11 protein-coding genes are annotated in these 13,149 nt (G+C 67.8%); 3 read left to right on the top strand and 8 right to left on the bottom strand.

Annotated elements, in window-relative coordinates:
• Positions 1-487: 487 nt before the first annotated feature.
• Positions 488-1,717 (bottom strand): FAD-dependent monooxygenase, encoded by a 1,230-nt coding sequence (locus G7007_RS20940; protein WP_181104884.1) that lies wholly within the window; start codon positions 1,715-1,717, stop codon positions 488-490.
• A gap of 140 nt (positions 1,718-1,857) precedes the next feature.
• On the opposite strand from G7007_RS20940, the gene G7007_RS20935 reads away from it, so the two are divergent.
• Complete coding sequence (locus tag G7007_RS20935) at positions 1,858-2,799, top strand: LysR family transcriptional regulator (RefSeq protein ID WP_181104882.1); 942 nt, start codon at positions 1,858-1,860, stop codon at positions 2,797-2,799.
• Between the two features lie 104 nt (positions 2,800-2,903).
• Here the strand turns inward: G7007_RS20935 and G7007_RS20930 are convergent, their stop codons facing one another.
• From G7007_RS20930 to G7007_RS20900, 7 genes are all read right to left on the bottom strand, one after another.
• Positions 2,904-4,001, bottom strand: a complete 1,098-nt coding sequence (locus G7007_RS20930) for a winged helix-turn-helix domain-containing protein (protein ID WP_308852322.1) — start codon at positions 3,999-4,001, stop codon at positions 2,904-2,906.
• Positions 4,002-4,078: 77 nt separating this feature from the next.
• Entirely contained in the window at positions 4,079-5,215 is a 1,137-nt protein-coding gene (locus G7007_RS20925; RefSeq protein WP_181104880.1) for an epoxide hydrolase family protein, read from the bottom strand.
• Between the two features lie 87 nt (positions 5,216-5,302).
• Complete coding sequence (locus G7007_RS20920; RefSeq protein ID WP_258198645.1) at positions 5,303-6,610, bottom strand: OprD family porin; 1,308 nt, start codon at positions 6,608-6,610, stop codon at positions 5,303-5,305.
• A 49-nt stretch (positions 6,611-6,659) separates the two neighbouring features.
• Positions 6,660-8,126 carry an ABC transporter ATP-binding protein gene (locus G7007_RS20915; RefSeq protein ID WP_181104876.1) on the bottom strand — a complete coding sequence of 489 codons (1,467 nt, stop codon included), beginning with the start codon at positions 8,124-8,126 and terminating at the stop codon, positions 6,660-6,662.
• Positions 8,123-8,944, bottom strand: coding sequence for an ABC transporter permease (locus tag G7007_RS20910; protein ID WP_181104874.1), 822 nt, complete (start codon positions 8,942-8,944; stop codon positions 8,123-8,125). The genes G7007_RS20915 and G7007_RS20910 overlap by 4 nt, the downstream gene beginning before the upstream one ends.
• On the bottom strand, positions 8,941-9,876 hold the full coding sequence (locus G7007_RS20905) for an ABC transporter permease (RefSeq protein WP_181104872.1): 936 nt from the start codon (positions 9,874-9,876) through the stop codon (positions 8,941-8,943). Before G7007_RS20905 ends, G7007_RS20910 begins: the two co-directional genes overlap by 4 nt.
• Positions 9,873-11,498, bottom strand: a complete 1,626-nt coding sequence (locus G7007_RS20900) for an ABC transporter substrate-binding protein (RefSeq protein WP_181104870.1) — start codon at positions 11,496-11,498, stop codon at positions 9,873-9,875. Before G7007_RS20900 ends, G7007_RS20905 begins: the two co-directional genes overlap by 4 nt.
• Positions 11,499-11,764: 266 nt before the next feature.
• On the opposite strand from G7007_RS20900, the gene G7007_RS20895 reads away from it, so the two are divergent.
• Both G7007_RS20895 and G7007_RS20890 read left to right on the top strand, forming a co-directional pair.
• Complete coding sequence (locus G7007_RS20895) at positions 11,765-12,265, top strand: hypothetical protein (protein WP_258198643.1); 501 nt, start codon at positions 11,765-11,767, stop codon at positions 12,263-12,265.
• A gap of 15 nt (positions 12,266-12,280) precedes the next feature.
• The gene (locus G7007_RS20890) at positions 12,281-12,706 is read left to right on the top strand and encodes a DNA methylase (RefSeq protein WP_258198642.1); all 426 of its coding nucleotides are present in this window, start codon (positions 12,281-12,283) and stop codon (positions 12,704-12,706) included.
• Positions 12,707-13,149: the final 443 nt, after the last annotated feature.

Below are 13,149 nucleotides of genomic sequence, written 5' to 3'. Positions count from 1 at the left end.
CGCAGCGAGGCGCCTTGCATACGCATGATCATTAGCGTTACGCGCTCTTCGATGGTCAAGTGGGTGTAGTGAGTAGTCATGCAGCACCTTACCTCGGGTGTTGCACTTGGTCACTGAGACCGCCATGTGTGGGACATCATGGATGCGTGGATGTCGATCTTTCTGGAATGTTCTGACGGGAACGGGTTGTTCGAGGGGTGATTTCATTGCCTGGTGACTTGAAGGGCATCTGGGCGGTATTGGTCGTGCTTGTCTGAGGTTTTGAGGGGCTGATTTTGTGGGCCCTGCGGGCCCAATCGCGGCGCAGGGGCCGCTCCTACACCCGCCGCGGTGGGGTAGACGGTCGTGTTTCATGTGAGGTTCTGCGGTTTTTGCCAAGTGCAAGTGGGCCCGCAGGACCCACATCGTAGTGGCAAAAGCCGTGAAAGCGCTCACGAGGCCTTGTATAGCCCTGTATGACGGATCAGGCCAACTTGCCGCATTCACTTCATTCTCCCAGACGATACAGGCTGCCAACGCTACTTCCTTGCCCAGGCCCGTCGTCAATGCCACCCAGTATCGGCAGCCCCTGTCCCCATCCGGCCGCCAACGCCTGCACATCACCGACAGGATCGGACGCCTTGGCCTGCTCATTACGCCGTCGACACACCTCCGGGTCCGTGGCGAACAGCCCCTGTGCAAAGCGCCGACCTTGTTCCGTCAGCCGTCTGGTCTTGGGCGTGCGGATGTGCGCGAACGTCTGGAAAACCGTCTCCAGATCCCCATTGCCATGCGCCAGGCACCGCGCCAGATGCCACGCATCTTCCAGTGCCTGGCAGGCGCCTTGTCCCGAAGTCGGCAAGGGCGCGTGCGCGGCGTCCCCGACCAGCAGCACGTTCGCCCGGCTCCAGCTCGCCAACGGTTCCAGGTCGTGCACCGCAATCAGCCGGATGGCAGACTCGGGCGTCGCCCGAATGAGGCGCAAGACCGGCTCAGGCCACGATGCGAACAGCGTCTCGAGCGTTTCCCGCGCTCCGGCAGCCGGCGTGGTGTCCTGCAGGGGGCGTGCCTGCGCCGCCGCCCAATACACCCGTTCGAGTCGAATCGGCACGCAACCGAAGCGCTCGCCCATCCCCCACACGTCCTGGATCACCGTGTCGTCCACCAGCGCCTGGTGCGCCTGCGCCACGCCGACCCAGTTCACGAACCCTTGGTAGACGGGGGTATTGTCGCCCGCGACGAAGGTACGGGCCACCGAGGCCATGCGGCCGTCGGCGCCGATGAGCAGGTCTGGGCGGATGCGTGCGCCCTGGTCGAACTGGGCCACGGCGCGGCCTGTCGCGTCCAGCTCGATGGCCAGCGCGCGGTGCCCGAACGCCACGTCGATCCCCGCCCGTGCCGCATGCGCCAGGAGCACGGCCTGCAACTCGCTGCGCAGCACCGTGTAGGTGGGGTACCCCATCGCCCGGTTCAGCAGGTCGATATCGAGGCCGCCAAGTGGCTGGCCTGCGGCATCCTGGCGGCGCACGGTGGTCGGCCGGCCGGCAATGGCCTGGATGTCGTGCAGCAGGCCCAGTTCCTCCAGCACGAAGGTCGCGTTGGGCCAGAGCGTCACGCCCGCGCCCAGGGTCGCCGGCCCTGCCTGTCGTTCGTAGACCCGGGGGCGGTAGCCCTGTTTGCGCAGGGCCAGCGCCAGGCTCAGGCCTGCAATGCCGCCGCCCAGTATGCCAATGTCCATGGTGGAGCTCTCCTCGTGTCGATGGTGCGCATGCCTGGGTTCGACGCGTCACCTTGGGCAAAAGGACAGGGTAGAGTTCGCCAAAGGCGCACACTAGCGTGCGAAAATGGAAGGCTTTAATGCCTCAGGCGGGATAATCAATGCGCGATGCACTCGATCTGAACGCGGTCCGTGTCTATGCGGCCGTCGTCGATGAGCAGAGTTTCACAGGCGCCTCGCGCCTTCTGTCCATGCCGTCTTCCAGCGTCAGCCGCCACGTCGCTGCCCTGGAACGCCAGCTCGGCACACGTCTGCTGGAGCGCAGCACTCGTCACCTGCGGATGACGGAGGCCGGTCGCCTGCTCTATGAGCGCGCCAAACCTTTGCTCGAGGCGCTGCTCTCGACGCAGGAAGCGCTCGGCGCGGGGCAACGCGAGCTGAGGGGTCGCCTGACGGTCTGCATGCCCGGTGAGGCCCCCCGTCTGCTAGCGCCCATCCTCGCCGAATTCTGCAGCCTGCACCCCGGCATTGAGCTCGAATGCGATACGCGGATGACCGGGCTGGAGGTGCTGCGGGAGGACGTCGACCTGTCCATCGTCTTTCACCGTGGTCACCAGGACGACAGCGCCTTCATCACCCGTGAGCTCGCCACGCTGCCCAGCATCGTGGTGGCCGCGCCGTCCTTGCTGGCCCGGACCGGGGTGCCGCGCCACGTGCGCGACCTGAAGACGCTGCCGTGCATCACCACCCTCAGCGCGCTCAAGGGCCAGCCCTGGCAGTTCCAGGACGCGGCGGGCCAGATCGTCAAGGTGCCGGTGCGCAGCCGCTATCGCGTCAACAGCGGGGAACTGGCCGTGGCCGGTGCCCGGCAGGGGCTCGGTTTCGCGATCGTGGCGGCCCATCCCTGCCGGGAAGACCTGGCGGCGGGGCGTTTGCAGGAGGTTCATCTGGACCTGCGCCCCGCGCCCCTGCAATTGCTCGGTGCCTACAGCCACCGGCACTCCGTGACGGCGCGGGTCCGGGCGTTGCTGGAGCTGATGCAGGTGCGGTTGGCCGAAGCACTCGACGTTTCCACGGGTTCAGGGCCGTCCAGACCGATCTAGTCTCAAAGGCCTATGACGAACTCAGTGCAGAACCATCGGCACGCAAGGCGCACTCGACATACCTTGCCCGTTCCGATGCTTGATGGCGGGTGGGTTTCAGGACCCTAGCGCTGTACGTCCAGCACCGCCGAATCGACCGTCGCCAGCCCCAACCACCCGGCCATCCGCTGCAATTCGGCGCGCAGTGCCTCCACCACCTGATCACCCGCACCGGGCTCCAGGGTAGCCTGACGCACCACCAGCCGACCCTCCTGACGCACCGCCTTCAGATCCACCCTCGCCACCAACGCCCCGTCCAGCATGAACGGCAGGACGTAATAGCCATGCTCACGCTGGTGCGCAGGCGTGTAGATCTCGAGCCGATAGCGAAAGTCGAACAGACGCTCCGTGCGGTCGCGGTGCCAGATCAGCGGGTCGAACGGCGAGAGCAGCGTCGCGCCGCTCAGTCGCCGGCCCGCGCGGGCGTCGCGGTGAAGGTAGGCCGGTTGGCGCCAACCCTGGACGCGAACCGGGGTCAGGGTGCCGTCCTCGACCAGTTGCGCGAGGGGTGCGGGCACGTCGGCGGCGGGCAGGCGGAAGTAGTCGCGCAGATCGCCTGCGGTGGCCACGCCCAGGGCCTGGGCCGCCCGGGCGAGCAGGGCGCGGTGGGCCGCCTCGGCAGGGGGTGTCGGCGTCTCGAGGATCGCCCGTGGCAGGACGCGCTCTGGCAGGTCGTAGACCCGCTCGAAGCTGCTGCGGCGATGAGAGGCGGCCACCAGGCCGGACCAGAATAGCCACTCGAGGGCATGTTTGGTGGCGCTCCACGCCCACATGCCCTTGGGGCGTGCGGCAGCACTGGCCAGGTCCGAGGCGGCGAGCGGCCCGTGGGGCGCGATGTGGGCGAGCAGGGCCTCGGCCTCGCTGCGTCGCTCGGCGGCAAAGGGCTGGAGCGGCCGCCAGATGCCTTGGCCTGCCCGTGCACGCGCCATTCGCCAGCGCAGCAGCGGGTGGCACTCGACCGGCAGGAGCGACGCCTCGTGCCCCCAGTATTCGAAGAAGCGCTTGGGCCGCTCGACCATGAAGCGGTCCAGGTCGGTGCGTTCGTAGGCGCCCAGGCGCGAGTACAACGGCAGGTAGTGCGCACGGGCCAGGACGTTGACGCTATCGATCTGCAGCAGCCCCAGCTGGCGAATGACACACCGCAGCCGCGCCGGATCCGGCACACGGTCGCGGTCGACGGCCTTGTTGAAGCCTTGGGCCGTCAGCGCGAGGCGCCGTGCGTCGGCCTGGGACAGCGTGATCAGGCGCGGCCTCCCGCCAGCGAGACGATGAACGCACGCAGGCCGGCCAGCATGAGCGCCGGCTGCTCCAGCGCGGCGAAGTGGCCGCCCTTGGGCGGCGTGCTGTAGTGGACGACGTTGTAGGTCTGTTCGGCGAGCGAGTGCGGCGTGGGCAGGAACACGGGGTCGGGGAACGCCGCGATACCCACGGGCGTGTTCACCCGCGTACCGGCGGCGAACTGGGTCGATCCTTCTTCCTGCTGGCCCTGGTAGATCCACTGGGCGGTCACCACTGCGGGCGTGGCCAGGTAGAGCATGATGTTGGTCAGCAGCGTGTCTTCGTCGAACCGCGCCCACAGGTCCGGGCTGCCGTCGTCCCGTGTGGGCAGGTCCGCCCATTGGCCGAACTTCTCCAGAATCCAGGCCGCCGCCCCGACCGGGCTGTCGGCCAGGGCGACGCCCAGGGTCTGCGGGCGTGTGCGCTGCTCGTGGCTGTAGCCGGACTCCCGGTCCAGCAGCGCCTCGCGACGGGCCAGCAGATCCTGTACTTCAGGCGTGGTGGGGGCCGTGCCCTGCGCCAGAATGTTCACCATGTTCAGGTGAATGCCGAGCAGGGCGTCCGGGCGGTCATGGGCCATCCAGCTGGCGATGTGCGCGCCCCAGTCACCGCCCTGGGCGACGTAGCGGGTGCTGCCGAACAGCTGCTGCATCAGCGCCTGCAGCCGTTCGCCGGCCTGGCGCGGGCCGACCAGATCGGCAATGGGCGTGGAGAAGGCGAACCCCGGCAGCGACGGCACGACCACATCGTGGCCGTCCGCCGCGAGCGGCGCGATCAGCGCTTCGAATTCGATGAACGAACCCGGCCAGCCATGCAGCAGCAACACCGGTGGTTTGCGCCCATCGCCCCGAGCGTGGATGAAGTGAAGCGGTTCGCCGGCCACCTCGGTGATGAAGTGGGGCAGGGCGTTGAGTCGCCGCTCCACGGCGCGCCAGTCGAAGCGCGTCAGCCAGTGCTCCACCAGACGGCGCAGATCGGCCTTGCCGACGCCCGATCGCCAGCCACCCGTGTCGGGCAGCCGGTCCCAGTCGAACTGGGCCACTTTCTGCTGGAGGGCGATCAACCGCGCGTCCGGTACCGAGATCGTGAAAGGCTTCATCCTGTGCGCTCCTGTTTCCAGAACCGTTTGGAACGTCACCACGGTCACAAAATTCCAGAAAGCGCCGCTCGACGCGCCCTGCGAACGCTAGAACGTGCCGGTCAGGGGGAACTCCACGGCCAGGCGGATCTGGTCGGCGTCCAGTTCGGCCTGGGCGGCGTTGCCGCGGTGGACGTTATGGCGCACGGAGAAGGTCGTGCCCTTGGCCTTGCCGCTCTGGATGACGTACTTGGCTTCCAGGTCGCGCTCCCAGTGCTGCCCCCCTTGGCCATAGCCCAGGTAGGCGTAGCCGCCTCGAGGGTCGACCTGCCGGCCGTCGATGTCGAAGCCGCGCACGTAGGCAGCCGAGAGGTTCAGGCCCGGCACGCCATAGGTCGCCAGGTTCAGGTCGTAGCGGGCCTGCCAGGATTTCTCGTGGGGGGCGTTGAAGTCCGACAGCTGCACCGCGTTGCTCAGGAAGATCGCGCCCCGGGTCACGTAGTCGAACGGCGTGTCGCCATCGACCTGCTGCCAGCCCAGGCTGACGGTGTGCGGCCCCTGGCTGTAGCGCGAGATCAGGCTCCAGGTGGTGTTGTCGATGCGCCCGGACAAGGCGCGGCCGGTGTCGGTGGTGCGGTACAGGTTCAGGTCCAGGCTGAGGCTGCGCTGGTCGTCGAACGCGTGCGCGACGGTGCTGCCCAGGTAGTGCTGGTTCCAGGTGTCTTCGTAGCGTGAGGTGTACAGGCTGCCGGTGAACGCGCTCGAGGGGGCCCAGACCAGTCCCAGCACATCGACGCTGTCGCCTTGCCGGCCATTGGAGTAGTTCACCACGAAGCCGCGGTCATGGCTGCTGGCGTTGCGGTCGATGCTTTCGGTGAAGTGGCCTGCCACCAACGTCACCTGCTCGATGTCCTTGCTGGTGAGGAACCAGCCGGTGGCGGTTTCGGGCAGCAGGCGGCTGTCGGAGGAGCTGAACACCGGCGTCTTGACCCGCTGCTCGCCGTACGCCAGCACCGTGTCGGCCAGGCGCAGCTTGAGCGCCGCGCCGCCGCGGCCGTAGCTCGATTTCGGGTGGCCTTCATTGTCCAGGCCCAGCAGGCGCGCCTTGCCGGCGCGACCGCCACCGCTGTCCAGGCGCACGCCCAGGTAGGCATGGGCGTCCACGCCGACACCGATCAGGCCGGGGGTGAAGCCGGACTGGAAGGTGCCCATCAGCCCGTAGGCCCATTCCTCGGCCTTGCCGTTGCGTGCGGCGCGCGGCTTGTAGGCATTGCGCGCAGCGCCGTTGCGCCCGCCGTGGCGGTAGTCGCGCTGGTCGAAGACGGAGCGGTTGAGCACACCCCAGCGGCTGTCTTCGAGAAAGCCGTTGGCGTTCGATTGCGCAGAATCGGCGCAGGCCAAAGGGCTGGCCAGCATGACCAGCCCGAAGGAGCAGGTCTTCAAGGGAGTCTTCACGGAAAGCGGCCTATGCATTGAGCGGGGTGGACGAGGGACGGACCGGCGCCGCAGCGCTGGCCGTGGCGGTCGCGCAGGGCTGTTCGCCCAGGCGGATGCGCTGGTCCGAGACCGCCTCGATCAAGGCCTCGTCGTGGCTGACCAGCAGCACGGCGGTGTTTCGTTCGCGGGCCGTCTCGACCAGCAGCATGAGCATCTCCTGCTGGGTGATCAGGTCCAGGCGCGAGCTGGGCTCGTCGGCGAAGATGAACACCGGATCGAGCAGCAGCACGCGCAGCAGCGAGAAGCGCTGCAGCTCGCCGCCCGAGACATTGCCCGGCAGGCGGTCGAGCAGGGTCGGCTCCAGGCGCAGGCGTGTCAGCAGCGGGCCGATGCGGTTCGCGTCGATCCGGTGCAGCGTGACCAGGTCCTTGAGGGTGCGCGCCAGGGTCACCGTCGGCGGGAAGGCCGCGACCGGGTCCTGGAACAGCTTCTGGTAGGCCACGCGCGGTGTGCCGGGTTGCCGCTCGACATGGCCCTGCTGGGCGTCCATCAGTCCGAGCATGACGTCGCCCAGGGTAGACTTGCCGCACCCGGATGGCCCGGTGACGCCCACGATCTCGCCCGCCCGCACCTGGAAGTCGAGGTGGCTGAACAGCGTCTGCCCGCCGCGGCTGACCGTCAGGTCACGGACACGGACCACAGGTTCACCGTCAAGGGCGCGAGGCGCCGGGGCTGGCCAGCGCGCCGGGTCGGCGTTCAGCAGCCGCTGGGTGTAGGGGTGCTGGGGATGGTTCAGCACCTCGTCGGCCAGGCCGCTTTCGACGACCGTGCCCTTGAGCATGATCATCACCTTGCCGCCCAGGCGGCGGGCGACGTCCATGTCGTGGGTGATGATCAGCAGTGCGCCGCCATCCTCCAGACCGGCCTTGAGCAGGCCGATGACCTCGCCGATGCGGGCGCTGTCCAGGCCCTTGGTCGGCTCGTCCGCCACCATCACCTTGGCCCCGCCGGCGTGGGTGGCGGCGAACGCCAGGCGCTGGGCCATGCCGCCAGAGAGCTGGAAGGGGTAGCGCTCTTGGGTGTGCGCCAGGCCCAGGCGATCGAGGTCCCGGGTAGCCTGGGTGCGGGCCTGTTCAGGCGAGGTGCCGACCACGTATTCGTAGGTTTCCGAGACCTGGGCCCGGGCACGCATGGTCGGGTCCAGGCTCAGCCAGGGTTCCTGGGGCAGCACGGCGATCTCGCGGCCCCACAGGGCCTGGCGGCCGGTGTCCTGGCCGTCTTCGGCGAAGCCGCTGCCGAAGGCGACGCGGCCCCAGGCCTGCAGGCCGGCCGGCAGGTTGCCGACCACGCCTTGGGCGAACAGGCTCTTGCCCGAGCCGGTCTCGCCGATGATGCTCAGGACCTCGCCAGGAAACAGCGCGATCGACAGCGGATCCACCAACGTCGTGTGGGCGGTACGGATTTCCAGGGCATGGGTGGTCAGAAGTGGTTTCACGCTTTACGCCCTCCAGCGATCAACATGAGCGACAGCACGATGAGGAAGATGACCAGGATCGGCAGGGCGATGATGGACGGTGCCTCGGCGAAGTAGGGCAGCAGTTCGGTGATCATCAGGCCCAGCTCCGCCGTGGGCGGACGCACGCCGACGCTGATGAAGCCCAGCGCGGCGATGGCCATGATCGCCGAGGCCGCGCCGAAGGCGGCCAGGGTCAGGATCACCGGGGCCAGCTCCGGCCACAGGTGACGGCGAATGATGTACGCCGGCCCGAAGCCCAGCAGCCGCGTGGCGGTGACCGCTGGCGAGGCCAGCACGGTGCGCGCCAGCGCGCGGGTCATGCGGAAGTACTCGATCCACAGCACCAGGGCGACCGCGCCGTACAGCGCGATGAACGAGCCCGGCAGGATGGCCACCACCAGCAGCACCAGCAGCAGCCCCGGCAGGGCCAGGAACAGCTCGGCCACCAGGCCGAGGCACTTGTCGGTCAGGCCGCCTTTCCAGGCGGCGAGGATGCCCAGCAGCACGCCTGGCAAAGCCGCGGTGATCACGCTGACCACGGCCAGCCCCAGCGACAGACGCACGGCCGAGGCCAGGCGCGCGAGCATGTCGCGCCCCAGGTGGTCGGTGCCCAGGGGGTGGGCAGCCGATGGCAGCGAGAGAATGGCGGTGTAGTCCTGCCGGCCGATGTCCAGGGGCCAGAGCAGCGGCACCAGCACGGCCAGGGCCACCAGCAGGGCCAGCAGGGCGTAGCCGACCAGGCGCGGCAGGTGACGCGGCGCTGGCGCCGCATCGGCGAGGGTGAGTTCGAGGTTCATGCGTCCTTCCTGCGCGGGTCGATGAAGTGGTTGGCCAGGTCGACCACGGTGTTGAGCAGCACGAACATCAGGCCCATCGCCAGGGCCGTGCCCTGGACCATGGGCAGGTCGCGCTGGACGATGGCATGCACCAGCCCGTGGCCGATGCCCGGCCAGGCGAACAGCGTCTCGACCACCACCACGCCCTCGATCAGGTACACCAGCTGCACACCGAGGTAGGTGACCACCGGTACGCCGATGTTGCGCAGCCCGTGGCGCTGGAACACCCGTGCCCCGCTCAGGCCCTTGAGCCGGCCGAAGGCATAGAACGGTGAGGCCGCGACCTTGAGCGTGGCGTCCCGCGCCACCCGTGACGACACCGCCGCCAGGCCCAGGGCCAGGGTGAGCGTCGGCAGCACGCTGTGCGCCCAGGTGCCGTGCCCGGCCGACGGCAGCAGGGCCAGCGACACCGCGAAGACCAGTACCAGCACCACGCCCAGAACGAAGTGCGGGACGGCGCGGGTGGCCGTGCTCAGCAACAGCAACCCCTTGTCGAGCCAGCCGCCGGGCCGCAGGCCGGCCAGCACGCCCAGCGGCGGGCCGATCAGGCAGGACAGCAGCACCGCGCCCAGCGCCAGGCGCACTGAGCTGCCCAGCTCATGCCGGACCACCTCGGCCACCGGCGTGCCCGAGACCAGCGAGGTGCCCAGGTCGAAGGTCAGCACGTCGCCCATCCAGCTGATAAAGCGCCAGAGCACCGGCTGATCGAGGGCGAGTTCGGCGCGCACGGCCTCTGCCGCCGCACCGTTGACCATGTCGTAGCCATAGCGGCCGGCGGCGATGCGGTAGGCGGCATCGCCCGGCAGCAGGCTCATCAGCAGGAAGGTCAGGGCACCGACCAGCAGCGCCACCATCAAGGCCTGGAACAGGCGGAATCCGAGCAGTCGAATCATTCGGCCCACCGCATCGTGCTCAGGCCGAAGGTACGCTCGAACGGGTCGATGGCCGCGCCTTCCACGTCCTTGGAGACGGCGATGGACTGGCGGTACCAGGCCACCGGGATGAGCGGCAGTTCGCTCTGGACCTCGGCCAGCATCTGGTGGCGCAGGGTCTGCTGCTCAGCCGGCGTCTTGCTGTTCAGCAGCGCGGTCATGGCTTGGTCGAAGGTTGGGTTGTTCCAGCCCAGCGGGCCCCACTCGGCGCCGCCGTGGCCGAAGTCGCCGTACAGGGTCACCAGCGGATCGGGCACCAGGGCGTAGTTGCGCGAGAACAGTGCCAGTTGCAGGCTGCCGTCGTGGTACGCCGCCGGGATGGCGCTGAGGTTCTCCACCGCCACCTCGACGTCCACGCCGACCTCCTTGAGTTGGGCCTGCAGGGCGGTGGCGATCAGCGCCAGTTCGGGGCGATCGCCGAAGGTCAGCAGCTTGAGGTGCAGGCGTTCGCCGTTCTTTTCCAGGATGCCGTCGGCGCCGGGTGTCCAGCCCTCGGCCTTGAGCAAGGCCTTGGCCGCTTCAGGGTCGTGGCGCAGAGGCGGCAGGCTGGGGTCGTGCCAGGCCGTGACGTTGGCGGCGAACATCTGCGTGGCGGCGGTGCCGGGGGCGCGCAGCACGGCCGCCGCAATGCCCTCGCGCTGCATCGCCAGGCTCAGGGCGCGGCGCACCTCGACCGAGGCCGTGGCGCCGGCGCCGGCGTTGACCGCGAGCATCACCACCCGCGGCACCGGGCCGGTCAGCACCTGCACGTTCGGTGCGCGGGACAGTCGGGCGATGCTGGGCGGGTCGAGCTGGAACACCAGGTCGGCACCGCCGCTTTCGGCCATCAGCGTACGCGTCTCGCCGCGGCCGGCGCCAAGGTAAGTGGCCTTCTCGATGGCCGGCTGGGTGCCCCAGTACTGCGCGAACCGCTCGGTCTTCAGGCGTTGTGGCGGTTCGATCAGGGTGGTGCGGTAGGGGCCGGTGGCGATGATCGCTTTCACGGCGTTCTGCGTGTCGTAGGCCGCCGGCGCCAGGATGCTGGTCGAGGAATGCGCCAGCAGCGACAGCAGGGGGGCGAAGGGCTGCTCGAGCCGGATGACCACGTCGTTGCCCTCAGCAGTGATGGCGCTGATCGCCGCATTGCGCAGGATGCCCGGCTTGCCGCGCGCCACGTTCAGCGCATGGGCGGCCGCAGCCGCGGTCAGCGCGCTGCCGTCGTGAAAGGTGACGCCCTGGCGCAGTGTCAGGTGCCAGGTCTTGCCGTCCTCGGACACTCGCCAGCGTTCGGCCAGGGCCGGGATCGGCTGGCCGTCGGCATCGGCTTCGAGCAGGGTTTCGGTGACTTGCATGCGCTGGAAGATGAAGCCGGAGACCGAAGGGTCCAGGCCGACGATCTCGAAAGGCGCGACGACGTCGAAGACGCGTTCTTCGGCGACCACGCCGGTGGACGACAGGGCGGCCCAGGCGGCGAACGAGGCCGCGAGCAGTTTCAGGCGGTGCTTGGTGACCACGGGGAGGCATTCCTTCTGGTTGACGACCGGCGGCACGGTCGGCGTCGCCCGCGAAGCAGCGCGGTAAGGGCCTTCCCTGCCACCGTACATGAACAATCGTTCATCGAATGAAGAGGTTGGCCATGATATGTAATGTAATTATGTAACGCTATATCTGAAACACATTGTTACATCTGTCCGCGCTTTGGCTTCGCGCAGCGTCGAAGCAGGGCGAGGCTGCACTTGACAGGGCATGGCAGGGGACGACAGGCAGATAGCTCGAGGAAACGCTGGCCAGCGGCCAGTGTCCATGTCCAGACAAGCCTCCTTGACCTGAGAGACCACAGATGAAGATTGCCTGCCTAGGTTGGGGCTCCTTGCTCTGGAAGACTGGCCCCTTGCGCATGCGCGGTGACTGGCGAGCCGATGGCCCTGACGTGGCGGTGGAGTTCTGCCGCGTCGCCGAGGGTGGCGAGCTGTCCACTGCCTTGTGCCTGAGCGCGCCAGTGTTTCCGGTGTTCTGGGGCCTGGTCGATACCGGCGACCTCGCCGATGCCTGCCACATGCTGCGCGCACGCGAGCAGATTCCCGAGCAGCGTACCGACGGCGTCGGGAGCGTGCTGGTCAGGCAGGGCCACGGCGGCCATCTGATTCCATGGGCGGCCGCCCGTGGTCTGGATGCAGTCATCTGGACGGGCCTGCCGCCGCGTTTCGCAGGGGTGGAAAATCCCCTGCCGTCCCAGGAAGACGCCATTCGCTACCTCGACGAACTCGAGGGCGAGACCGGGCAGCATGCGCGTCACTACATCGAGCAGGTGCCTCGGCAGCTGGACACCCCGTACCGCGCGGCGATTCGCCGTGAGCTGGGCTGGCACTGAGCGAGGTTGTCGAGCATGACCGCACGCGTGATCCCGGCCGACCTGGGCATCGACCTGGCGCAGGGCGGTGAAACGGCACGCTTCCATTGGCTGGTCGCCAGCTTCCTGATGGGCAAGCGCATACGCGCGACGGTGGCGATGAAGACGTTCGAGGGCCTGCGCGCCGCAGGGGTGCTGGCCGATGCGCGGACCCTGCGCGAGACCGGACACCGGCGCTTGGTGACGTTGTTGGGGCAGGGTGGGTATGCGCGTTACGACGAATCCACGGCCAGGCGCTTGCATGCACTCGCACTGCGGATCGAGCAGGTGCATGCCGGACGCGTCAGTCACCTGATCGACGACCCTGCATCGCTGATGCCGAAACTGATGGCCTTCGAAGGCATCGGCGCGAAGACGGCGGCCATCTTCATCGAAGGGCTGGGCGTGGACGTGAGGCCGTAGCTGTATTGGCTGCATCTAATCAATGCGGGCAGGCCATATAGGGTCATTGATGCAGGCCAGCGAGTTGACTGCTGTGTGGGCCTTTCAGGCCCAGGCCTTTCAACGTCTTTGAGAAAAGCACCAAGATATGATTATTTTTTGATCATATCGGATGATGCCTAGATCAAATCAGGTCGGATTTTTTCTCGATTTTGACTCGAAATCGACGTAGGACGCGATTTAGACAAAGACGTGAAAGGCCTGCCTTTCAGGCCCAATCGCGGCACAGGGGCTCCCACAGATGACCGCGATAGCCTGCAACTCCGCGGTGGGACTACGGGTGTAGATACCGTCTTGATCCTCACTTCGCAAGCGCGATCTGAGGGTCGAATGGTTTGTCGGATTTCACCACGCCATACACCAGGTGCAGCAGCTTGCGCATGGCCGCGCAGACGATCTGTTTG

It is taken from the genome of Pseudomonas entomophila (genome assembly GCF_013523125.1).
Lineage (GTDB): Bacteria > Pseudomonadota > Gammaproteobacteria > Pseudomonadales > Pseudomonadaceae > Aquipseudomonas > Aquipseudomonas entomophila_B.
This window is presented reverse-complemented; position numbering and strand designations above follow the sequence as displayed.